Raw genomic sequence first — 24,212 nt, forward strand, 5'->3', positions numbered from 1 at the left:
CATGTGGATTTATACAGCAAGGATTAAAAACAAATGAGAATACCAGTTTTATCGTCCGAACGAAGGTTACGATTTTTCTCATATTTCTCCAGCTGAACCGCATATTCTTCTAATCCTAATTCATGAATCATTCTATAAATATAGGTAAAATCCTTATTTGGATAAAAAAGGCCGTCTGTTATAAGAAGGATCGATTGCAAATTACCTGTATTGATAAAGCCATGATGTATGTAGTCACGTACCTCTTGCGTACCGTTTGCTACTGTATAACCATCAGGAGAATTGGCCATTTTCCGATTATAAATAAGCTGATTTCTTATATCATTGTAGTAGCTTTCTTCAGGCAAGATCATTCCCATGCTTCTTTCCTTTTCACGTCTGATTTTCGCCCTGACGCTAATATCTTTTACTGTATCCCTCGTCAACGCTTCTATTTCGCCGCTTTTGTGTTCAGCCAACACCATGCAGTCTCCGAGCTGGGCAAAAGAAATGTTTTGATTTTCATCTACTTTTACAACAGCTACACATGTAGACCATAGGTTTTCGGGATGTGCCGTATCTACGTTGTATAATTTCATTTTCTCCATCAGCCGTTTGTTTGCCTGTATAACACCGTCAAACAAAGTCATATCATGTGAAAAATCATTTTCGAAATAATCCTTAAATAAATTGGATGCTAAATAAGCACCATTCCTTCCCCTTTCATCCATGAAGGGAGTAAGTGGAGTGGCCCCATCAAAAACTCCGTAAACCTTGCGCCTATGGTTTATGATAAAAGAATCCTCAGAAATCGTCTTGGAAAGAGACATTCTAGAACTTGAATATAGCTGCATAAACTTCTCACCATCTTTTTTATATAGGCATCAAAACGCTCGTTATATCCATTATACAACGCCGCTCCCCTTACATATTCTTCATTTCGTAATCATTGATTTGATCTTGCATTCGTTCCAAATAAACAATCGAGAAATCTCCATTACACTTCCTGCTATTCATAAACCTCCCAGTTGGCTTTCCTGCAGCCAGTAATGCAGCTGTTGAAGGAAGATCGCTTCATTCAGCCCCGCTTCTTTTGCAAGTGATGGAAGAATAAGGAGCGGTTTATCCTCTATCAGTAATCGGCTCATTGCTTGCATCCCCTTTTCATTTTGTATTTTTATTCGTGTTCCATCTTCCCTGAACAATCAGTGATATCGCTAGAGGGATCACCATCGTCTATCTAACCGATTGCATAAAAAGATCATCTTTTCCGGAATGATCTCTCCCACTTATTAAATAGTCAAAAAGAAGGGGGTGGTGTATTTTTCCTCTCACAAATTTGGTATTTTTAAATGAAGGGAATAGTTGTCAACATTACCCGGCTGAAAAGACAATAAGCTTTCTCCTGTTCATTTAAAACCAAAAAGAGGCTGTCCCATAAGTCTCGAATTAATGATAAAAGTTGATCTTTACTGAAAGGACCCGTCACGGAATCCTGTGATTTTGCTGGATTTTCATGACGGGTCCTTTTAGGGGGATGACTCAAAAGGTATGGCCTTTTGAGTCATCCTCTTTTTTGAAAGTTCTATTTAGTTTAAGGTTCAGTCGTTCCTGGCATCTTACTTACCGCAACACTTTATATACTTTTTCCCGCTCCCGCATGGGCATGAATCATTACGGCCAATTTAGTTATTTCTTCTCTAACTTCTTTCTAATTTTCTATTATTTCTGTTTTACCCATTATAAACACGAAAAGCAATAACTACACCCATTTTTGTAGGTATAGGATCAGTATGCCGCAAAACAAAGAAACCTGCATCCAATTGGGAGCAGGCTTCTTATGAGTCACCAGGTTTGTATAAAATATACAGAGCTTGATCTTTTTATTCGATTCCCAGCTTTTGAAATTATTTTGAAATTATTTAATAAACGACATCACGATCATTAATACAAAAAGAATCGTGAGATGGTTTAGGGAAAATACAAACATAAGTGTCGCCCATTTTGTATGTTCCATTTTACGGAATCCAAAGATACCAAGCAGCATCCAGATAAGGGTTAGTCCAAACATGGTAAAGGCAATTACTTTACTAAACGGCCAAAATAAAAATGAAGCCAATAGTAATATTACTAAATATGCAATGGTCTGAACTTTTGTGCGATGAATTCCTTTTACAACTGGAAGCATTGGTACTCCTGCTGCTTTGTACTCTTCTAATCGTCTAATCGCAATTGCGTAAAAGTGGGGCGGCTGCCATAAGAACATTAATACAAATAGTCCGATCGCAATTGGATGCAGGATATCTGAAGAGATAGCAACCCAGCCGATCAGCGGCGGCATGGCTCCGGAAAGGCTTCCAACTTCCGTATTATAAATCGTTTTGCGCTTTGTTAACATTGTGTAGGGAAATACATAAAAGAAAAATCCTAAAAAGCCCATGAACGCCGCCATCTTAGAAACGGTTAATAAAAGGCCCAACCCGGCAGCCACAAGGACGATTCCCAGCCACAAAGCAAATTTAGGATTGATCGTACCATCTGCAGTCGGTCTATCCATCGTTCTCTTCATTATGGCATCAATATCCCGATCATAAAAGTTGTTAATAGCACCTGAACCGCCGACAACAAATGACGTTCCCATTAAGGTTAAAATGACAACCGGGATTTGCTTTACAAAACTTAGGTCATTCACATATAAAGCTAAACAAAGACCTGCGAACATCCCCATCACATTTGATTGAATAATCCCGGTTTTTATAATAGCGCTTATCACTTTCCATGAAAAATAGTGTTTCATAGAAAGGGAGTTCTTTGCAATTGCTTCAGAGTTTTTCACAACCATTCTCCTCTTTCATTTATCCATTGAGAGATAAATATGTTCTTTTCTAATCCACTATGCTATTTTAACAGAAAATTGATTTAAAAGGTTCTAATGCAAACCGCCAATTTTGTCAAAAGGATGAACAATAATAGAAGTAAAATTCTGAAACCTTCAATTTTCTTTCTATACCGTTACAATTTTCCATAAAACATCCAAGTTTCTCCTATTAGAAAATCCAAGCATACGCCTCATTCATTAACCAATGATTAACATTTATCAATTGCAAGAATAATAGAATAAGTTCTATCAAAAAAACCCTGGTTTCAAAGAACCAGGGCTCTCATACTTTATTCCGGTATATTTCCACCGGCAACCCTATCTCCAGAGTTACCAGAAGGGTCGGTTACACCATCATCTTCCATGGCGTGAATAATGAGTGATTTACCTAATACACTGTTGCTCTTCCCTTTTTCGAGTGATAAACCACTAAGGAATATCGTTTGCTCGACTTTTCCGTTTTCATCTGCAACTAAGTTAGGCAGATCACCAAGGTGGGCTCCATCAGGGTTATGTTGACCGTGCTTCTTGCCTGATGGATTAAAGTGACCACCTGCTGTTTTAAAATCATTGCCAACAATCGCATTTTCATGAATGTGGAATCCATGCTTACCAGGAGCAAGACCTGAAGCACTAACTTTAAGCATGATCTGATCACCCATCTGACCAAATGCAGCGAACCCAATTTTCTCTCCTTTAGCATTCTTCAGTTCAAGAAAAGTAGTGGCAATCTTGTGTTGCTCCTCATCAGAGATGAAGTAAGCATGCAAATCAAAATGCGGTATCTCAAATCCCGGGTGACCATGAGGTTGGAATTCAATATCCGTCTGGACAATGGATGGAGAAGGTAAGCCCTTCATGCCTTCAAGATTGGTGTGGTTTTTACCATTAATGAAGTCATCCTGTGCAATCATGTACTCTATAAAAACAAGCTTTCCATTATATACTCCATAAATGGGACCATTTGGCATTTCCTCAGGATTCGCCCAGTGTTCTCCCATAGCTGGCACTACATGGGGGTCTAATTGAACAGTTCCTTTTGGTAGTGCTAAAACATAAGCTTCTTGTTTTTGCGCATCCCAGCTAATTATTTGTGCATCGACTGCGGTACCAAGGTCGTTAATCCATGCAGTCGGTTCACCGTTTACCAGCTTTATGTTATTAATTTTTTTGCCGTTAAAAATAACTGATTTCTTATTTTGTTCCAATTCGAACGTTTTCTTAAACAGATCTGCAAATGCACTGACAGAGACGTAAGCCTTAGAATGTTGGATATGATTTAAGTCCGATTTAACTTCCACACCATTCACGAGTACCGAAAGTTTTTTTTCTGTTTTGTCTACATGTACCCCATGAGCTGAAGCCACTCCTGATACAAATAGTAACGCACTAATCAAGAACACTGAAGCAAGTCTCTTCATGCCATTCCTCCTAATTTCATACTGTTAATGTCTGAAACAATGTAAGTATATAATCCCATTCATCAATTTATGTTTAACACATCTTTTTTTTTGCAGCAGTTATTTTTCTTACTACATGAAAAAAAGAGCCGGCACCTGGCCGAACTCTCCTGGAAATGAAGCTTTATGCATCTCAAATTATTCTGCGGGCACCTTTATCCCTAACATTTCCATAACTGCGCGGTCTGAACCGGTTTCTTCGTAGCTTCGATCTATCAGTTCTTTAATTTCCGGAGGGGCAGCGTCGTAAAGTTCGGCTATGTCTGTTGCAGGTTGGTCGGAATTGGAATAATACTCGAGAAGCTTCTCATATTCACCATTGTTTTTGTCAGCAGCCACTTCACCTTTTCGGGGGTTACCCTCATGAATCCAAGTCTCAGCACTGGAGGATGATACGCCAAAAATCAGAAATGTTATTAGTATTACAAACGTCTTTTTCAATTTTGTCCCTCCCCTTTTACTAAAATTATTCGCTTCCCTGTAAAAATCTTCCTCCCTCTTTAGACGGCTTATTTTTTGACCGATATTAATGAAAATACCCCGATTATTAAGAGATGAATCCCTCCATTTATCACGACACACCTCTCATTGAAATTCCTAATAAACATCCTGCCTAATAAAGACTATAAAGGAAACGGCCAACGCAGTCGCTCCCCAAATCGACAATACGATAAGAGAAAACCCTAAAGACATCCCCTCAATAGGAGGAGCAATACCTCTCAAATAGCCGGTCAGGTCGAGGTTGACCATAAAGAGATACTTGGCGGACTTCCAGGAAGAAACCATACTGCTTAATATCGTTCCGGAAATTAGACATGCTAACATCACTCCCATTCCGGCGGCTGTGCTTCTGATCAGGACAGACAGCATAAAAGAAAAAGTGCCTGCCACAAGAGAAACAAACCAGGCTAACCCGGACTCCATCAATAAATATTGCCATTGGGGGATAAGATGTACGGCCGAAGTATTTAATTCCCCTCCCTCAACAGTGAAACCGGTTAAAACAGGGGCAGTCCAGCCCTTGTAACCAAAAACGAGGCCAGATATCAAATAGGATAACACTCCAAATAGCAACATGATAAGGGAAACGGAAAAGATAAGAGTCATGTATTTACTCAACAGGATTTTCCACCTTTTCACAGGCCTTGTAAGCAACAATTTTACAGTCCCTATACTGTATTCCGAGGAAACGAGATCTGCCGCGACAACCATGATCATTAAGGGCAGCAAAAGCTGAATGGAATTTTCCACAAATTCTCTCACAAATGTGGGAGCACCAGGCTCTGCCGGATTGATATCATGATCTAAGTAATATTGTTGTTGGGTTACTCTAATCTGCAGCTGCTTTCTCCACTCTTCAGAAATCTGGCTACTGTTAAGCCTGTTTTGTGTGTCAACGATTTGCTGCTGTAAGGAGGTGCGCCAATCTGTTGTTCCGAGCTTTTCTTTTATCCTTTCACTTTCCTTATATTGGGCATAAGTAAACATGGCAATCAAGACAGCCATGATCATCGTCACGACAGCAATCCTTTTTTTGGCTATCAGCTTTATCATTTCGTTATGCAACAAATTAATCAACGGACTGCCCTCCTGTCATTTCAAGGAATAAATCCTCTAACGTCGGGAGCCTTCTGTTCATTTCTTTTACAGTCACTCCGGCTTCAAGCAGCCTTCGATTCCATTCCCCTGCCTCATTCTCCAAATAAGGGGTGATGAGCATCTCGCCTTCTTCTTTCACATACTCCGCCAACTCTTGTAATATTCTTTTTCCTTCATTTAATGGAGACAATCTCCATATAAGGAGCTCTTGCCTGGAAAGAAGTGTTTCAACCGATTCGGTCTGAAGGATTTGACCTTTGGCTATAATGGCCACACGGTCACACATCAATTGAATTTCACTAAGCAGATGGCTGGATACAAGCACACTCACCCCTTCCTCTTCAGCCAAAAATCGGATGAACTGACGCATTTCGCGGATACCAGAAGGATCGAGGCCGTTTGTCGGTTCGTCAAGAATCAAAACTTTAGGCCTTCCGAGCATTGCCTGGGCAATTCCGAGTCTTTGTCTCATCCCTAAAGAATAGGTTTTTACTTTATCGTGGATTCTTTCCTGCAGCCCAACCAATTGAACGACTTCCACAATCCGGTCATCCCCTATTTCCTGAAGCATTCTCGCAAAATGCCGGAGGTTTTCCCACCCGCTTAAATAAGGATACAGCTCCGGATTTTCTACAATACAACCAAGATGCTGCATCGCTCCTGTAAAATCATCCGCTACATCCTTGCCACAAATGTGAATCGATCCGGAAGTAGGCCGTATCAGCCCTACAAGCATGCGAATCGTCGTCGTCTTTCCTGCTCCGTTTGGTCCTAAAAAGCCAAAAACTTCCCCGCTCTTTAGTTCAAAATCAATCCCCTTGATGATCTCCCTTTTGCCAATTGTCTTCCGTAATCCTTTGACAGACAATGTAATTTCACTCATGCTCTCCCTCCCTTACCATGTAATTAATGATGCTACCCGTTCGGCTATTAATTGATAGCCCTTGGCATTAGGATGAAACTTGTCCGTATAGAGATAGTCATCCGCCTTCAACTGGAATAAATCAAATGTAGGTACAAAAACGGTCTTCGGATACTTTGCACTGACTTCGGCACTCTCGTAATTCCAATCCCTGACGATTTTCGAAGTAAGCTTTGCGTCATCAAGCTCGATAAAGGGATTATATAAACCGATGAGAAAGATAGTTGCTTCGGAATTTGCTGACCGAAGATTCGATAAAATGCCCTTTAAATTTTGGAGGTAGTTCTCTTCTAATTTTTTTACATCTTGAATATTGAGATTTTCAAGAGTTTGCCCTCCGCGAAAAAGATCATTCCCGCCAATTGTAATGAGAATAATATCCGCTTTTTTAATTTGTCTTTGCAATTCCTTTTGCTTTACTTGATTGGCCAACTGTGCAGACGTTTGTCCTTTAATCCCAAAATTCGAAAGAAGCATCTTCCGGTCTGATTTCTTCTTGAGATTTTCCACCAAATCGCCAACATATCCCTTACCTGTCGGATCTCCTGTTCCCCTTGTAAGCGAGTCTCCCAACGCTACTATATCAAAACGATCCTTTCCTTCCTCCGCTGATTCTATATCCGGTGTTTCAATCGCAGGAGACTTCTTTGGCTCATTGAAATAATCGTAAAGCGACCATCCTAATCCAACTATCCATAAAAGGCAAGAAAGCCCGGAAATCACAGCAATAAATGGAACCCACTTTCCTCTCAATTCTTATCCTCCTTTTCTCTGTATCCAGAGATTTCAAGATAAAAACCACCTATCTTGCCACTCAACAATAGGTGCTGATCATTCAATATCTATTAAAGCTCTTTTAGGAGGATTATAGCAAATAGTAATGTTTGGATGTTAATGTTTAACAAGAACATTTCGGCATACTAAAAAATTTATAGACCGTTCCATACTTTTCTATTCAATTACAATACAACACAAATCAAAAGCAAGCCCTTGAACAGGACTTGCTTATACTTTTATCATTGCCTCTCTGTACAAATATAATCTTACTGTTCATTAGTCTTGAATGATTGATTGTTATTACATGATCTCATTTAATAATTTGTTAATAAGATAAATATCTTTTCATATATTTATTAATAATGCGCCTCTGTAGCTCCAGAAGGGAAGAACGCCGGAAAACATTCGTAAGTTAATGCTTCCAACCCTTGAAAAAATTTTGAATCCAGGCACAATTTTTCCCGAAGGCGGCTTCAACAATCTTATATGGGAATTAGGCTCACTTGAAACTCTACTTATACCAAGTAGGCAAATCTTTCTATTTGATGGATAGTAGGTCATGATTATAGAGCGACTTAGAGCCGTAAATGATAATTGAAGTGAATACAGGGAGAGGAAAATATGGCAATAAGGCCACCGTTGTTGCAAAGAGGAGACACGCTTGGATTGGTTACACCTGGCAGCCCTCTTGATGCTAATATTATTAATGCCAGAGTACAAACTTTGAGAGATATGGGCTTTAATATAGTTTTTGGCAGGCACGTTTATTCTTATGAGGGCATCGTAGCTGCACCGGCCAGGCAAAGAGCCGAAGATGTAATGAACATGTTCAGAGATCCGAGAGTCAAAATGATACTACCAACACGAGGAGGGACAGGGGTCCAGACCATTCTTCCTTATCTAGATTATGAAGTCATAAGAGAGAACCCTAAAATGATATCTGGTTATAGCGACATAACAGTACTACTAAATAGTTTGTATCAATTTAGTAATTTAATTACGTTCCACAGCCTAATGCTTATTGATTTTAGATTAGACACACCTGCTTATAATTTCAATCAATTCTTTGACGCAACCTCTACATTGATTTCTCCTAGGGCTATCCAAAATCCACCCGATATGCCTCTGATGAGTTTAGTACGAGGAAATGTAACGGGTCCAATAGTAGGTGGAAATATGACTTCGTTAGTCAATACCCTTGGTACTCCATTTGAAATTGATACAAAAGGAAAAATACTTTTTTTAGAAGAAACCCATTCACCAACTAACATGATCTTTCGATATCTAACTCAACTATCGATGTCAGGTAAATTCCAAGATTGTCTTGGTATTATCATGGGAGAATGTACGAATTGCCTTGTATCCTATGGTACAACGTATGAAGATTTAATTCATGATTGGTTAGTTCCCTTAGGAAAACCATTGATGGTCAACCTTGCTACAGGGCATGGTTTTTATAAAGCCGCTATTCCAATTGGCGCTAATGTTAATCTCAATACGATAGATAATACATTGACTGTGCTTGAACCAACCGTTTCTTCCTGATATGAAATATTTTGTTTAGAGTTTGTTTAGAGATAGAAACTCTTCATCATCAGATGCTACGATTTCTCGGATCAACCTGGTTTCCTCCATTATCCTTCTAAAATTATAAGAGCAATTCTTTTTCTTATTTGACAATCTCTTGAGAAAATCCTTCTTCAATTAAACTGCCGTTAGCTGAAGTATAACGACCATAAAAACCCGTTATCGGCACAAACAAAAGGTTGGATACCTTTTTTAAGTACCCAACCTCTTTTTTGTTGACATAAGTGGGTTTAGAGGAACTTAAAACATGCAAAAGCTCTTGGCTCTTCCCGCCTTACTGAAAAGGAAATAATCTAAGACTTCTTATACTAGAATCACCTTATACAGAAACTTTATGGTTTCCTGTGCGAATGAATTCTATGATTTCTTCTTTATTTAGCCCGCTAATACCTAAATCCTCGATTGTTCTTCCTTCCATTTGCGGAATTCCACCGACAAGAATTTCACCTAACGTGATGAGTGAATCCATAACTGGTGTTTCTAATCCAATATGATCTGCGATTGAGGCGAATGTTCGTAAGCCAAAGGGAATATCTTCAGATAAATAACGTGATTTTAAAGAAGTAGGTCCTTTAATTGGTGTCAAGCTGCGGCTTCCATTTAACACTTCCCATGTTGTTCCCTTTGGACCATATCCCGATGTATGAAGAAGTTCACCAATTGTCATAAGATCCAAATCAAACCACTTACCAATCTCTAACCTTTCCTGATCCAGTTGTTCCATCACTCTAATGACAGATGGGGTCATCCCTTCTTCATAAATGTAAAAATCACCCTTTGATCTCTCAATGCGACCTGCATTTAAGATGGTTCCAGGCGGATGATCGATTGGATTCATGCTGCTTAAACCGGCTTCAAGTACATTACTTACAGGAGTGATATCTAAAATATCATTGAGTAATCTCGTCGCCCACTCTGTATGAACAGAAGGAAAAACGCCGATTTGCACTTTAATTTTTACATTTACCCGTACTTTTCCAGGACCCTCTAGTCTTGTCGCATAAGGAAGTGTATCTGATTCAGCTAAAACAACGTCCTCATTTGCTCCTAACTCCCTCCAAATTCTTGCAAACTCTAAAGAGCCAAGTGTTCCTGGCAGAAGAACAACCAATTGATTAGATTTAACTTTATTCGCTAGCAGATTCGCATAACCTTTATGTGCAAAAGCCGGGACAGCAACAAGTATAATCTCAGCACCGTCTAATGCTTGATCAATATCACTTGTGACCATATTGATTTCAGCTGTCCCATTCAGTACCTCTCCAAGACATTGAATACGTTTCGTTTCAAATACATCCTTCATCGAGTGACTAAATTGCTCCATTTCAAATAGTCGAACTTCATGTCCAGCCAAACTTAAATCAGCTGCTAAAGTATGACCTCCATTGCCTCCGCCTAAGACTGCCACAGTCCTTTTCATATTGTTTCCTCCTTAGTATCTGTCATATTTTGTTATAACTCCATATTATATGGAATTGATAAAGATAAAACTGTTCTCCCCGCACAAAACTTTTACCGATTACTATGAATATTTTGTTGAATTCATTTGTTTATTTATTAGAAAAGAACCATTATTCGAAACTTCTTATTATTTCTTTATGACCTCTTCTATATAATATTTCGTGCAAATGACGCCTGTAATAATGGTCACCACTATTAATACTGCTGGGATGAAATAAAGAAGAAAACTATAAAGCATCATTTTCAAGCATCTCCTTTCCCTCTGTATTTAGATGAAATCTTAACGAATTATTCTTTGTTAATGAATAGGTTATAAAAAATGAAACCATATTCGCGATAAACCCTGGAACAACACCTGATAAACTAAAAGGATCATGTAAGCCAAAAGTCCAAATTAATGTTACAACCGCTCCCACAACGATAGAGCATAAACCGGCTGTTACATTATGAATTTTCCAAATGATAGCCATCACTAATGGGAAAACAATAGTTGGAGCCCAAAGGTAATAAGAATATTCCAAGGCTGCAATAATGCTCGGAACACTTAGAGCAAAGATCACAGAGCCAGTACCAACGATTAACGTTAATACTCTTTCCATTAGAAGATGATGCTTTTCTGAATGTTTTTTTCTACTAAGAAAAGGCAAATAGATATCCTGCATAAAAGAAACGGTAGTTGCATTTAAAAAGGAACTGGCTGTGGACATAATGACGGCTAATAATGCAGCAACCGCTAATCCTGTAACACCAACTGGTAAGAGATTTTTTACAATGGTCGGTAAAGCCTGATCAGTTTGAATATTAGGGAATAAAACATAAGCAATCAAACCTAATGAACCTGTTACGAAGAAGAATCCAAATGAAAAGAATCCTGAGATCATATAGCCTTTCCTGGAGTGTTTAGAATCTTTAGATGAAAAAACCCTTTGTGTATAGGGCGGGATGAGAGCTTCCCCTAAGAGAAATGTGACGAATAAGCCAATAAATTCAGCTAGTTTCCAACTGCCCAAAAAGGTCAAATGAGCATCAGGAACTTTTTCAATTAACGTATCGGTACCACCAACGGCAAACAGTCCAATGATGAGCGTAAGAGGCAATATGACTCCAAGCAGTACAAATTGAACAACATCTGTTTGGATAACTGCCCAAACCCCTCCAAAGGATGTATAGAGAATCACCACTCCCATTCCGATTAAAATTCCTACAATAGGAGGTATATCCAAGATAACATTAAAGATTGTCCCTAATGCTAAGGCCTGTCCTCCCAAAATTCCCGTACATAATCCTACTGAGAGAATTCCAGTTAATAACTTCGCTGATTTTCCATAGTGTTTCTCCATAATATCCCCAACGGTTTGTGCTCCCTTATATACTTTTAAGCGTGGTGCAATAAAATAACCAATTAATACACTGGCAACACCATACGCACAGAAAGCAAACATAAAGACATATCCATCTTTAAATACATTTCCTGCATTTCCGGTTGAGGCCCCTCCACCTAATACGGAAGCAGCCAAACTGGCAAAAAGAATCGGCCAAGTCACTTTCTCTCCTGCAATATTATATTCTTCTACACTCTTGACACTTTTACTTGTTTGATAGCCTATAAGGCCTAACACAGCGAAATATCCTATAATACAGATCCAATCTAAGATACCCAAATACCCCACTCCTTTCGAATATTCTAAAATTTCTGTATATAAATCATATAATTTAATGTAGTTCAACACATTGTGATGAACGCCTAATTATTCTTTTAAAAAAAGGGGTAGATTTGTGCTCCTAGCACAATGCTAATTCTCTTTACTTTCTGATTCGAGAATCAGCATTATTTTCACGGCAAGATAAAGTGTCAAAGCTTCTCTAAAATTTCGTAAATTCATCCTCGTAATCTGTTCAATCTTGTTCAATCGATAAAAAAGAGTATTTCGATGGATATTCAACTCTTTAGAACAATTAATTGGACTCAAGCTGGATTCACACCAAGCTAGAATCGTACGAAATAATTCATTATAATCTGGACATTGTTTTAATTCGGTAACCGTTTCTTCTACGAAACGACGAGCATTGTTTTTATGAATATGGGATAATAATTCTTCTAAAACAAAATCTTTTATATAAAAGATATCAGGATGATTGGCCATCTTTTTACCAATCCGAATTGCCCGCCAAGCCGCATGATAAGATTCATTGAGACCGGTCAAATCGTTGCCGATCGTTCCAATTCCAATTGAAGCGTGAACCCCTAACTCTTTTAATTCTGAAATGAGCTCATTACACTTATTTTTGACAGTTTCATAGACTTCTTCTTCATGAATTTCATTGTCTAAAATATGGAGCACAACATATTTGTCAGATCCCAAGGAAACCGTAATATCCTGGTTATTCGAAAAAAATTTTTTAACTCTAGATTCTATGTCCATCTTTAAGGATTGAATATGCATTTCTGGTGAATCCTTTTTTAACAATTGCTGATGGATTTCACTTGTAACGTGGTTGAATTGAAAAAGATCGATGACGATAGTAATGCGAGGTGGTTTTAAATCATATCCCAATTCTCTACCACGGGTTAGTAATAACATTTCATCACTATGGATTGGATCAAAAACAGCAATTTCTTGAACTAGGCTCTGCAGTGCTCTTTCACGCAGAAGTGAAGATTTGTTGATGATTTCTTCACGCAATAAGATTTCAGCGTATTTTTTAGCTAACATCCCAAACTTCTCTACTTTATTAGGTTCACCTGTTATGCCTACCGTTCCTATAAATTCCCCTGACAATTCAATCGGGATGGTCATTCCTGGTTTGACGCCCGTCATTGTTCTTGAGACCATTTCATTATGAGTCATTTCTTTACGACGAAAAATTGCACCGAGAGAAGCTTGGTGTAATGTTCCAATTCTGGAAGGATCACTTGAACCAAGAACAATTCCATGTTGATCTGTAATCAGCACATCATGACCAATAACTTCACTTGTTGTTTTGGCAATTTCTTGAGCTAGCTTGTCTAACATAATATCCTCCGTTCTTCATCCTTCGTTGAAAAGCATTTTATCTCTTTTTGTAAATTATAACCCCTTTATTAGGTCAATTTCTTCAATTCTGGTACAAAAACATTCACTAAAACAGGATTATCGGAAATTGACAATTTGATTCTGCTCACAGATAATGAAAAGGAACGTATGTTTGTTAATTGAGCGGGACTAGAATTTAGTGTTGTTCTTATATTTTAATAAAAGGAGAAGATTTCAAGTGGGAAATTCAAACCAAAAAATTACTACGTTTTTAATGTTCGATGGCAAAGCTGAAGAAGCCATGAATTTTTACACTTCTTTATTTAAGCAGTCCGAAATAATAAGTATTACTCGTTATGGAGCAAATGAGGCCGGTGCTGAGGGAACAGTGCTACATGCTACATTCTCACTAAACGGACAAGTGTTTATGTGTATCGATAGTAGTGTTAAGCACGAATTTACATTTACTCCTGCCATATCATTATATGTAACATGTGATACAGAGGAAGAAATTGATGCACTTTTTGGGAAGTTATCTCAAGATGGAGAAATTCTCATGCCGTTAGCTTCTTATCCATTTAGTGAAAAGTTCGGTTGGGTTGCCGACAAATATGGTGTTTCTTGGCAATTAAATTTTGCAAAAAGCTAATGGTCGAAGATGCTATTGGAAGTATTTTCTATCTTTCTTTATTCAACAAGTTAACACAGTTTACATAAGACCCGTTACAGGAACTAAAAAACTTAAATCCAGCTAGATTTGAGTTTTTATAACGCCTAAATTCATCATAGATTAGCTATTTGATATCGTCTAAGACATATCCTGTAAGGAATCATTAATCGTTTATAAAAGAAAAGCAGGTGATTATATGCACGACAGCACTCCAAGATATATGATAAATCCGGATGGAACACGGTATATTCCATATTCGTATGGACCTACTATGGGATACGGAGTTCCACTTTCAACCGGATCAATCAATTATCATCCATATGGAGTATATGGACCATATGAAATGGTATATCAGCCATCACAATCAGGATATGGAGGGTATCAACATATGACGGTACCAGGATTAATGGGATTTGGACTGCAAGTTCCTGTATCTCTAGGTAGGTTTTAAAAACAATTTAGTTGACATAAGATCTGTTATCAGCAGTCACAAAAGAGGCTGTCCCGTAAGTCTCGAATTAATGATAAAAATTGATCTTTACTGAAAGGACCCGTCACGGAATCCTCTGATTTTGCTGGATTTTCACGACGGGTCCTTTCAGGAGGCTAACTCAAAAGGTATGGCTTTTTATACCTTTTGAGTCATCCTCTTTCTGTCCATTTCTACACCTGAACAATTGAATATGATCGATATTGCAGCTAAGCTACATAGGAGTGTTTAACTTTTTAAATATCAGTGTTGCGTTGTGGCCGCCAAATCCTAAGGAGTTGCTTAAAACTACATTAACTTCTTGGTGTCTTGCTTCGTTTGGAACATAGTCAAGATCCAGCTCCTCGTCAGGTGTTTCATAATTGATGGTTGGAGGTACAATGCCGTCATTGATAGCTAAAACAGAAAAAACAGCTTCAATTCCGCCTGCTCCGCCCAACAGATGGCCCGTCATCGATTTAGTGGAAGATACGGCCAATTTGTAGGCATGTTCTCCGAAAAGAGCCTTAATAGCCTGAGTTTCGTATAGATCATTATAGTAAGTGCTTGTTCCGTGGGCATTGATATAATCAACCTCTGCGGGATTTAAGCCAGCGTCCTGTAAAGCCATGGACATTGAACGTTGCCCGCCCTCTCCATTCGGGGCTGGTGTTGTAATGTGATACGCATCAGCGGTCGCACCATATCCTGCAATTTCACCGTAAATTTTAGCTCCCCGGGATAAGGCATGATCCAAGTCTTCTAAAACTAAAATACCGGCACCTTCTCCGATAACAAAACCATCACGATTTTTATCAAATGGCCTTGAGGCAGTTTGCGGATCTGGATTGATTGATAAAGCCGTCATGTTTTGGAAACCCGCAATAGTCATGGGTGTGATGGACGCTTCTGTTCCTCCTGCAATCATCACATCGGCTTCACCGCGTTGAATCACTTTAAAGGCATCGCCGATTGAGTTGGCTCCGCTTGCACAAGCGGTCACGGTACAGGAGTTGATTCCTTTTGCTCCTAGTTCGATAGAAACTCTGCCGGAAGCCAAGTCAGGGATTAACATAGGGATGATGAACGGACTTACCCTTCTCACACCTTTATCTAAGAACTTTATATGCTGTTCTTCGAATTCACCTAAACCGCCGATGCCCGAACCGATCCAAACGCCGACCCTATTAGCATTGGAATCATTGATCACGAGCCGGGCATCTTCCACCGCCATTTTACTTGCAGCCACAGCAAACTGTGTAAACCTGCCCATTCTTCTTGCTTCCTTTACATCCATGTACTCTTCTGGTTTAAACCCTTTTACTTCCGCAGCTGCCTTTACGTTATAAATACTTGAATCGACTTGAGTTAAAAAACCCACACCGCTTTTTCCTTTTTTAATATTATCCCATGTACTTTTAGCCGTGAGACCTAAAGGTGTGATCGCACCTATTCCCGTTATCACAACGCGTTTTTTCATGGATGGCTGCCTCCTAACTTATTATTTTATGATGTACGAGAAGTTATTTGTCCCAATTATGAAAATCTTATCATCATGATATAAAGGCTGTCCACCTGTTCCGACTGTCCTTAAATCGCAGGACAGGCTTCCGTTGCCTTTAGAATCTTCACTTAATACAACCGCACCCCACACGGCTTCTTCTATTTTGCTTTTGGAGCAAGAAGTTATTGGGTGATCCATCACGTAACCGGGAACTTCCCCTAAACAGAAGAATTGCACTGCCCCCATGCTTTTCTTTTTAGAACCGTTTTGTAAATTTTTCAAGAAATAATAAAGGGTTGGTAAATAATCCGTCTTTATCTTTTTAATGCGTATCATGGAAAAGGACACTCCAACGCATACTCCATTATCCGTGTGTACAAAGACCGCCTGGAGATCGGCGGCTATGGCCGGGAGCCGGACCGTGTATTAAAGATCAGGAAGTAAGGTAAAAATGGCCTCAACAGCAGGCTCTCTTTAATGCATCAAGAATAGGATTTTTCATTAACAGTAAATTGTTGAATCGTTTCATGATTCGGTTCATAACCAATCCCCGGTTTATCAGGAACAGTGATCATTCCATTTTTAACAACTACCTCAGGATCAATAATATCGCGTTCCCAGTAGCGAGAAGATCCAGCCGTATCACCTGGCATAACAAAGTTGAATAAGGTTGTTAATGCGATATTATGGGCCCTTCCTATCCCCGATTCAAGCATACCTCCACACCAAACTGGAATATCGTGCTCCTGGCATAGATCGTGAATTCGTTTTGACTCCGTTAATCCTCCAACACGTCCAATTTTTATATTGATAAATTTGCTGATTTAACTGCAAAATCTCTAGGGTTTTCTAATAAATATTTCGCAACTTTCCGTTGACCCTTTGAGAGCTGATTGTACTCCTTTTGAATAATTTCTTTTAGATTCATCAATTTCACCTTTATAGTTATAAAATGAAGTGTACACTTTGATTTTCGATAAATTGAAGCTTAAACTTCATAAAAAAATAATCGTTAATAAAGTACCACAATCCAAAGAATCATTCAATGATAATTCTGAAAATTAGGTCATAATACGAATGACTTAAGGTTAAACCAGCCCAAACAACAGAGGCTGTCCCATAAGTCTCTAATCAATGGCAAAAGTTGATCTTTACTGAAAGGACCCGTCACGGAATTCTTTGATTTTCCAGGATTTTCATGACGGGTCCCTTTCAGGAGGATGACTCAAAAGGTATGTCTTTTTATACCTTTTGAGTCATCCTCTGAATTTTTTAACATAAACTGAATATATAAATCCACATAAATAAATGGACATGGATAAAGAGCATCCATGTCCATTTATTTACGCATAAGGCTTTGCCAATCTACCTTACGCTCTCTTGACAAAGCCTTATATGAGAACCTTTTTCGCTTATTCAAGATGAGAAAATCAAAAGAGATAGAAGAGAATAAAAGGCGAGTTTTTATGTTAAAAAATGAAGGCAGATTTATATAACTAGTCTCTCATTAAGAGATTATACGCAAGTCAGAGCACCATATTGGTGAACCCAACACATATTGGTTGTGTAAGCGACGGATCTTTTATAGATTCATAGTATGAGTATGTTCAAGTTTGATAGATTTCTTTCACGGCTGAATTGGAAAGATTACCGAGAATGTCGTCGATACTTTCAAATACCATGTCGATTTGTTGGGAACCGTCAATGTTACGCAAATATCCTTTTTCCCGATAAAAGTCAAGAAGCGGCTGCTGCTGATTAATATTGACTTCCAGTCGTGTTCCTACCGTTTTTTCATTGTCATCATCACGTTGATAGAGTTCTCCGCTGCATTTATCACATACACCTTCAACATTAGTTGGGTTAAAGATGACATGATAGGTCGCACCACAATCACGGCAAAGACGGCGTCCAGTTAATCTGGCCATTAACTCTTCACGAGCAGCATCAATGTTAAGAACAAAGTGAATGGCTCGCTCCGTTTCAGCTAACATTTGTTCAAGAGCCTCAGCTTGGGCTACCGTTCTAGGGAAACCGTCTAGTAAAAAACCTTTTTTACAATCATCTTTGCCCAAACGTTCACGGACAATCCCAATGGTTACTTCATCTGGCACTAAATGACCAGAATCCATATATTCTTTTGCTTTCTTTCCAAGAGGTGTTCCTTCTTTTATGGCCGCGCGGAACATATCTCCAGTTGATATATGAGGGATGTCATATTTTTCCGCAATTCGTTCAGCTTGAGTTCCCTTACCTGCTCCTGGCAGTCCCATTAATAATAAATTCATCCGGCATCTCTCCTTGTTTTTGTCTTCCTTTTGAACGGGCTTACAAAGGTCTTCGTATAAGCAGCTGACAAGAACCCGAAGGGAGATTGGCGGCCGCTTATGCGTAAATCATTGAATATGGATGGCTTTTTATCCATATTCAATGATTTATGTGGATTTATTACCCTTCTAATAGCAGTGACTCCGGATCTTCAAGCAATTCTTTTACTTTTGCAAGAAAGCTTACCGCTTCCCGTCCGTCTACAATACGATGGTCATAGGAAAGGGCGATATACATCATCGGCCGGTTCTCCATCCTAGCCTGATCGATAGCAATCGGACGCCACTGGATTTTATGCATCCCGAGAATACCCACCTGCGGACTATTTAGAATCGGTGTGGACATCATGGATCCATAAATGCCCCCGTTTGTGATCGTGAAGGTCCCTCCCTGCAGCTCTTGGAGCGTTAATTTGTTGCTTCGCGCTTTTTCGGCTAACCGTGCGATTTCTTTTTCAATTCCCGCAAAACCGAGTCGATCCGCATCCCGAACGACCGGGACAACAAGCCCTCCTTCAGCGCCAACGGCAATCCCGATATCATAATATTTTTTATAAAGCACTTCGTCTCCTTGAATTTCTCCGTTCAATTCCGGAAACTCTTTCAGCGCACCGACAACGGCTTTTGTAAAAAACGACATAAAGCCGATTTTGACACCATGTTTCTTGAGGAAGGCCTCATTTCGCCGCTTTCTTACATCCATGATCGCTGTCATATCCACTTCATTGAAGGTTGTTAACATCGCTGCTGTATGCTGTACTTCGACAAGCCGTTTGGCGATGGTTTGACGGCGACGCGACATTTTGACCCGTTCGACTGGTTTGTCCAAATCATTTGAAGTATTTACGGGCTGCTTTACTTTTTCGCTTTCCGCTTTACCGCCCTGATGTACTGTTTCATCCCTTTCCTTAGGTGCCGGCTGATCGATGTGTGCTCTTACGTCTTCCTTTCTGATCCGTCCCAGTAAATCATGGGTCCTGACTTCGTTTAAATCGATGTTAAGTTCCCTTGCCAGCTTCCTTACTGCCGGGGAAGCTACAGGACGTTGAGGTTTTTTCAAATTTTCAACTGTTTCTTCTTTTTGGGCTTCTTGAACTTTCGGGCTTTCAACTGTTGAATACTCCTTTTGTGCGGCCGCTTTTTCACTTGATGACCCACTATCTTTTTCAGTACCTCCGACTATAACCGCAATAACCTCGTCAACTTCAACATTATCCCCTTCTTTTTTCAAGATCTCCTTAATAATCCCATCGCTGTCTGTGCTCACCTCTACGTTCACTTTATCTGTTTCAAGTTCAACAATATGATCGCCTTTTTGAACCTTATCCCCTACTTTAACAAGCCACTGTGCAACGGTTCCTTCTGAGATCGATTCTGCCAGCTCTGGTACTTTGATTTCGATCATCCCCAAAATCCTCCCTAACTTTTGACTAGATTTTTCTCTTTTGCCTGAAGCCCATCCCGTGCATCGCCGCGATCTGTTAAGGCTTCACGAAGAATGCGTTCCTGTTCCTGCTTGTGAATATTCGGATCGCCGCCTGCAGGACTTGAGCGGTCAGGGCGTCCGATATAGCGTACTTTTACGCTGTCAGCGGAAAGATCATACAGAGTCGGCGCAAGATAGTGCCACGCTCCCATGTTCTTCGGCTCTTCCTGAACCCATACGATTTCTTTTAGGTTTTCATAACGGCGAAGAATCTCATCGATTTGTCCCATCGGGAACGGATACAATTGTTCGACGCGTACTATATGCACCCAATCCAAATCCTGGTTTTCTTTCACTCGGTCGATTTCTCCGGCAAGATCAATCGCCACTTTCCCTGTAGTCAAAATTAAACGCTCCACTTTTTCCGGCTGTTTTCCAAGCTGCGGCTGTTCCACAACCAGCTGGAAGCTTCCCTCGCTAAGCGACGTATAAGGTGAAGCTGTAAGCGGATGGCGCAGCAAGCTTTTCGGTGCCATTATGACTAGCGGCTGAGCGTAATCCGTGCCTGTAATCGCCGCTTGGCGACGCAAAATATGGAAATACTGGGCTGCACTTGTCAGGTTGGCTACCGTCCAGTTATTTTCAGCAGCAAGCTGCAGAAATCGTTCCAATCTGGCACTTGAATGCTCCGGCCCCTGGCCTTCATAGCCGTGAGGCAACAGCAGCACAAGGCTCGATTTTTGTCCCCACTTTGCACGGCCCGCCGAAACGAATTGATCAAATAAGGCCTGAGCTGTATTGGCAAAGTCCCCGTACTGAGCTTCCCAAAGAACGAGCGTTTCCGGCGCAAAGACGTTATACCCGTATTCAAATCCGACAACAGCTGCTTCAGAGAGCGGACTGTTATGAATCGCAAACGAAGCCTTTGCCTGAGGCAAACGATGAAGCGGCGAGAACTTTTCTCCCGTTTCTGCATCATTTAATACAACATGGCGATGGGCGAAGGTGCCGCGCTCAGAATCCTGTCCGGTTAAACGAATCGGTGTCCCGTCTTGTAAAATAGAAGCGAAGGCAAGTGTTTCCGCAAGCGCCCATTCAACTTTGCCGTCCCCTTCAAGCGAATGGATACGTCGCTCTAAAATACGTTTTAATTTCGGGTACACATTAAAGCCTTCAGGCCACTTCAATAACTCACTGTTTAGTTCGCGAAGCGTATCAAGCGGTACTTTTGTGTCCATCTCCGGAATTCCTTTGGTGATGAGTTCCGGTACTTCCACTTCTTCTACATAATCATTCTTACCTTTTTCAGAGACTTTTTCATATTCAGTCTGCAGTTTCTCTTGAACATCTTGATTGATTTTCTCGATTTCTTCTGCACTCAAGATTCCCTTGTCTTGCAATTGTTTCGCATATAAGGTTTTGACGGTTGGATGGGTGCCGATCTTTTTGTAGAGCTGCGGCTGGGTAACGGCCGGGTCATCCATCTCGTTATGGCCGAAACGTCGATAGCCCACTAAGTCAATCAAGAAATCTTTTTTAAAGAGTGAACGGTATTGGTAAGCAAGATCGATCGCGGCCAGGCAAGCCTGTGGATCATCTGCATTGACGTGGATAATGGGAATTTCATATCCTTTCGCAAGGTCACTCGCATATTTGGTCGAACGGGAATCCGGGCTGTCCGTCGTAAAGCCGACCATATTGTTGGCAATAATATGAATCGTTCCTCCCGTTTGGTAGCCTTTTAAGCCCCCTAAGTTCAAGGTTTCCGCTACAATTCCTTGTCCCGGGAATGCTGCATCCCCGTGGATTAATATCGCAAACGATTTGGACACGTCTTGTTCCGGATACCCCGCTTTGCCTCTTTCCTCTTGAGCGGCTCTGGCAAACCCGGCCACAACAGGATCTACAAATTCAAGGTGGCTTGGATTGTTCGCCAATGTAATACGTGCATGGATCGTCTCCGATTCTTCAATCGAGCGGTCTCCGCCTAAATGATACTTTACATCTCCTGTCCAGCCATTGTTAATCCCCCGCGACCCTTCAGAAGGGAAAAGATCTTTATTCGGAGAATGCTGAAATTCTGAAAAGATATTGCCGTACGGCTTTCCTAATACATGCACCAGCACATTTAAACGTCCTCTGTGCGCCATCCCGATCATGACGTTGTGTACCCCATCGTGCACGCCCTCTTTAATCAGTTCATCAAGCATCGGGACAAGCATGTCTACTCCCTCAATAGAGAATCGCTTCTGTCCGACAAACGTCCGATGTAAAAATTGCTCAAAACCTTCCACTTCCGTCAGCCTTTTCAAAAGCCCTGCTTGTTCCTCTTTTGATAAGGAGCGGTGAATGGCACCTGTCTCTATCATTTTGGTTAGCCACGTGCGTTCTTCAAGATCGTGTACGTGATCAAACTCGTAAGCTAACGAACCTTTATGTATCTCTTTTAATCGTTTAATGGCTTCGCCTGCCGTCTGAACCCCATCCGGAGCATGTTCCCATATCGCTTTGGCCGGAATCGCTTTCAAATCTTCTTCCGTTAAACCGAATTTTTCAGGATTCAATACATAAGCTTCATCTACACTCTCTTGTAAAGGGTTAATTTTGGCAGCCAAATGACCGTAGGAACGGATGGTTTCTACAAGATGAACTGCTTTTATAGCATTCTCCATATTACCTGCGTTACTGACCACCGGAAGCACGCCTTCGGAAGCTTCCTTGCCAAACTCCGATTCCTCAAGCGAAGGAGCACCCCATTCATCAAAAAATGCTCTTAATTCGCCAGGGACCGCATCTGGATTATTTTGATACTGTTCGTACTGCTCCATTACATAGCCGAGGTTGTGACCATGAAACCTCTGCCATGGATTTTCTTGATTTACATTCCCGATTACCATCAGGCAACACCTCCGACCGCGCTTCTTTACACTTAAAGACATTAGTTTCTATATAAGTTCCATTTCATTTTTTACCCTCTGTCATCGAGCCTTCTTCTATTTGCGCTTTTCTGTTCTCTCACCTTGAGCAGGCTTACAAGGGTTCTTGTATAAGCGGCTGACAAGAACCCTTAATGTCGCTTGTCAGACACTTATACGGAAATCATTTGCGTGGATGTTTTTTATCCACGTCAAATGATTTATGTGGATTCATATATTAGTAATGTTTACACTCATGCAATAAGGACTCAGACAACTTTTTACTAGTCGTGTAACCGTATAATTTCCAACCACGTATTAACCTTTCAGTCACATGATCAATATCTTCACAAACGATTTCTTCTGTTTGACAGTACATAACAAAGTACATCTAAAAATACCTCCCTTTCCTATAACCCCGAACACCTTTCTGTTCATAAATCTTGTAAAGAAATCGGGACATGGGAATGTTGTATTCAAGTCACATGAGAAACCCCGGAAGAGCTCACTTAATTTCCTTTTTAAGGATGAAATGGTTTACAAGGCCCCTCCTGCTAGAAGAACAAATTCTATAAAACTTATTTTTAAAGGTTACGCACTTTTTTCTACACGTTGTGTTTGTTGTATCTTCGCTTTAAACGGGCCAACAGGCAAAATATCCCTTCCATATAAAGGATTTAATATACCTGCTGCTGATGCGTACCAGGCGGCAAAAGCAGTGGCAATTCCGACGTAACCGGCAGCCGGACCAGAAATAATTTTGAATTCCGTTAAATCCAATAATATAAAAGTAGCCAATAATAAGCTAAAAACGAGATTTAAAGCAAGATTTAAACGAAAAGTCCCAATCCACATATAGAATGTAAAAATCGTCCAAGCAACCAAAAACAAACCGACGGCAATATTCTTATCAGCACCAAATGACAAAACCCCGTTTAATTGCAGATAAACCATGGAAGACAAGGCAATCCAAAACGCACCATAGGATGTGAAGGCTGTTGCGCCAAATGTATTGTCTTTCTTGAACTCCCACATTCCTGCCAGCAATTGCGCCAATCCCCCGTAGAATAATCCCAACGTTAGAAATACATCGGCAACAGATGCGGGAACAAGATGAGCATTCACACAACTTAAAACAAATGTCGTCAGGGCAAAAGCCGCTAATCCCAACGGTCCAGGATCTGCAATTGTTATATTCTTTTCACTCATATTTTTCATCTCCTT

21 protein-coding genes and 2 pseudogenes are annotated in these 24,212 nt (G+C 40.2%); 3 read left to right on the forward strand and 20 right to left on the reverse strand.

Annotated features, from left to right (window positions below):
- Positions 1-23: 23 nt before the first annotated feature.
- From ACFOU2_RS15655 to ACFOU2_RS15695, 9 genes and pseudogenes are all read right to left on the reverse strand, one after another.
- Positions 24-833 (reverse strand): protein phosphatase 2C domain-containing protein, encoded by an 810-nt coding sequence (locus ACFOU2_RS15655; RefSeq protein WP_377916696.1) that lies wholly within the window; start codon positions 831-833, stop codon positions 24-26.
- A gap of 177 nt (positions 834-1,010) precedes the next feature.
- Positions 1,011-1,127: pseudogene (locus ACFOU2_RS15660) on the reverse strand (DnaD domain protein); the annotation flags it as partial.
- Positions 1,128-1,598: 471 nt separating this feature from the next.
- Positions 1,599-1,664 (reverse strand): SEC-C metal-binding domain-containing protein, encoded by a 66-nt coding sequence (locus ACFOU2_RS15665; protein ID WP_377917012.1) that lies wholly within the window; start codon positions 1,662-1,664, stop codon positions 1,599-1,601.
- 233 nt (positions 1,665-1,897) lie between these two features.
- Positions 1,898-2,815, reverse strand: coding sequence for a heme o synthase (cyoE, locus tag ACFOU2_RS15670; protein WP_377916698.1), 918 nt, complete (start codon positions 2,813-2,815; stop codon positions 1,898-1,900).
- A gap of 332 nt (positions 2,816-3,147) precedes the next feature.
- A complete protein-coding gene (locus tag ACFOU2_RS15675) occupies positions 3,148-4,278 on the reverse strand; it encodes a superoxide dismutase family protein (RefSeq protein WP_377916700.1) in 1,131 nt (376 codons plus the stop codon).
- 177 nt (positions 4,279-4,455) lie between these two features.
- Positions 4,456-4,758, reverse strand: a complete 303-nt coding sequence (locus ACFOU2_RS15680) for a hypothetical protein (RefSeq protein ID WP_377916702.1) — start codon at positions 4,756-4,758, stop codon at positions 4,456-4,458.
- Positions 4,759-4,914: 156 nt separating this feature from the next.
- Complete coding sequence (locus ACFOU2_RS15685) at positions 4,915-5,895, reverse strand: ABC transporter permease subunit (RefSeq protein WP_377916704.1); 981 nt, start codon at positions 5,893-5,895, stop codon at positions 4,915-4,917.
- The gene (locus tag ACFOU2_RS15690; RefSeq protein ID WP_377916706.1) at positions 5,888-6,799 is read right to left on the reverse strand and encodes an ABC transporter ATP-binding protein; all 912 of its coding nucleotides are present in this window, start codon (positions 6,797-6,799) and stop codon (positions 5,888-5,890) included. Before ACFOU2_RS15690 ends, ACFOU2_RS15685 begins: the two co-directional genes overlap by 8 nt.
- 12 nt (positions 6,800-6,811) lie before the next feature.
- Positions 6,812-7,591, reverse strand: a complete 780-nt coding sequence (locus ACFOU2_RS15695) for an SGNH/GDSL hydrolase family protein (protein ID WP_377916708.1) — start codon at positions 7,589-7,591, stop codon at positions 6,812-6,814.
- A gap of 645 nt (positions 7,592-8,236) precedes the next feature.
- On the opposite strand from ACFOU2_RS15695, the gene ACFOU2_RS15700 reads away from it, so the two are divergent.
- Positions 8,237-9,160 (forward strand): S66 peptidase family protein, encoded by a 924-nt coding sequence (locus ACFOU2_RS15700; RefSeq protein ID WP_377916710.1) that lies wholly within the window; start codon positions 8,237-8,239, stop codon positions 9,158-9,160.
- A gap of 361 nt (positions 9,161-9,521) precedes the next feature.
- Here ACFOU2_RS15700 and ACFOU2_RS15705 read toward each other — a convergent pair whose 3' ends face one another.
- The 3 genes from ACFOU2_RS15705 to ACFOU2_RS15715 all read right to left on the reverse strand — a co-directional run bounded on the left by ACFOU2_RS15705 (position 9,522) and on the right by ACFOU2_RS15715 (position 13,677).
- Positions 9,522-10,622 carry an NAD/NADP octopine/nopaline dehydrogenase family protein gene (locus ACFOU2_RS15705; RefSeq protein WP_377916712.1) on the reverse strand — a complete coding sequence of 367 codons (1,101 nt, stop codon included), beginning with the start codon at positions 10,620-10,622 and terminating at the stop codon, positions 9,522-9,524.
- 268 nt (positions 10,623-10,890) lie between these two features.
- Positions 10,891-12,324, reverse strand: a complete 1,434-nt coding sequence (locus tag ACFOU2_RS15710; protein WP_377916714.1) for a sodium:solute symporter family protein — start codon at positions 12,322-12,324, stop codon at positions 10,891-10,893.
- Between the two features lie 132 nt (positions 12,325-12,456).
- Positions 12,457-13,677 (reverse strand): CdaR family transcriptional regulator, encoded by a 1,221-nt coding sequence (locus ACFOU2_RS15715; protein WP_377916716.1) that lies wholly within the window; start codon positions 13,675-13,677, stop codon positions 12,457-12,459.
- Between the two features lie 238 nt (positions 13,678-13,915).
- On the opposite strand from ACFOU2_RS15715, the gene ACFOU2_RS15720 reads away from it, so the two are divergent.
- The gene (locus ACFOU2_RS15720; protein WP_377916718.1) at positions 13,916-14,326 is read left to right on the forward strand and encodes a VOC family protein; all 411 of its coding nucleotides are present in this window, start codon (positions 13,916-13,918) and stop codon (positions 14,324-14,326) included.
- A 217-nt stretch (positions 14,327-14,543) separates the two neighbouring features.
- Entirely contained in the window at positions 14,544-14,798 is a 255-nt protein-coding gene (locus ACFOU2_RS15725) for a hypothetical protein (protein WP_377916720.1), read from the forward strand.
- A gap of 253 nt (positions 14,799-15,051) precedes the next feature.
- On the opposite strand, the gene fabF is transcribed toward ACFOU2_RS15725, so the two are convergent.
- From fabF to ACFOU2_RS15765, 8 genes and pseudogenes are all read right to left on the reverse strand, one after another.
- The gene (gene fabF / locus ACFOU2_RS15730) at positions 15,052-16,296 is read right to left on the reverse strand and encodes a beta-ketoacyl-ACP synthase II (RefSeq protein ID WP_377916722.1); all 1,245 of its coding nucleotides are present in this window, start codon (positions 16,294-16,296) and stop codon (positions 15,052-15,054) included.
- Positions 16,297-16,317: 21 nt separating this feature from the next.
- Positions 16,318-16,656 (reverse strand): hypothetical protein, encoded by a 339-nt coding sequence (locus ACFOU2_RS15735; RefSeq protein ID WP_377916724.1) that lies wholly within the window; start codon positions 16,654-16,656, stop codon positions 16,318-16,320.
- Between the two features lie 146 nt (positions 16,657-16,802).
- Positions 16,803-17,138 (reverse strand): annotated as a pseudogene (locus tag ACFOU2_RS15740) (enolase C-terminal domain-like protein); the annotation flags it as partial.
- Positions 17,123-17,248: a hypothetical protein gene (locus ACFOU2_RS15745; RefSeq protein ID WP_377916726.1), complete on the reverse strand. Its 126-nt coding sequence runs from the start codon at positions 17,246-17,248 to the stop codon at positions 17,123-17,125. The pseudogene ACFOU2_RS15740 and the gene ACFOU2_RS15745, both read right to left, overlap by 16 nt.
- A gap of 679 nt (positions 17,249-17,927) precedes the next feature.
- Positions 17,928-18,608, reverse strand: coding sequence for an adenylate kinase (locus tag ACFOU2_RS15750; protein WP_377916728.1), 681 nt, complete (start codon positions 18,606-18,608; stop codon positions 17,928-17,930).
- A 160-nt stretch (positions 18,609-18,768) separates the two neighbouring features.
- Positions 18,769-20,052 carry a 2-oxoglutarate dehydrogenase complex dihydrolipoyllysine-residue succinyltransferase gene (odhB, locus tag ACFOU2_RS15755; protein WP_377916730.1) on the reverse strand — a complete coding sequence of 428 codons (1,284 nt, stop codon included), beginning with the start codon at positions 20,050-20,052 and terminating at the stop codon, positions 18,769-18,771.
- A gap of 14 nt (positions 20,053-20,066) precedes the next feature.
- Positions 20,067-22,970, reverse strand: coding sequence for a 2-oxoglutarate dehydrogenase E1 component (locus ACFOU2_RS15760; RefSeq protein ID WP_377916732.1), 2,904 nt, complete (start codon positions 22,968-22,970; stop codon positions 20,067-20,069).
- Between the two features lie 609 nt (positions 22,971-23,579).
- Positions 23,580-24,197, reverse strand: a complete 618-nt coding sequence (locus ACFOU2_RS15765) for an acetate uptake transporter (RefSeq protein ID WP_377916734.1) — start codon at positions 24,195-24,197, stop codon at positions 23,580-23,582.
- Positions 24,198-24,212 lie beyond the last annotated feature (15 nt).

It is taken from the genome of Bacillus songklensis, assembly GCF_042649685.1.
Classification (GTDB): Bacteria; Bacillota; Bacilli; order Bacillales; family Bacillaceae_H; genus Bacillus_BA; species Bacillus_BA songklensis.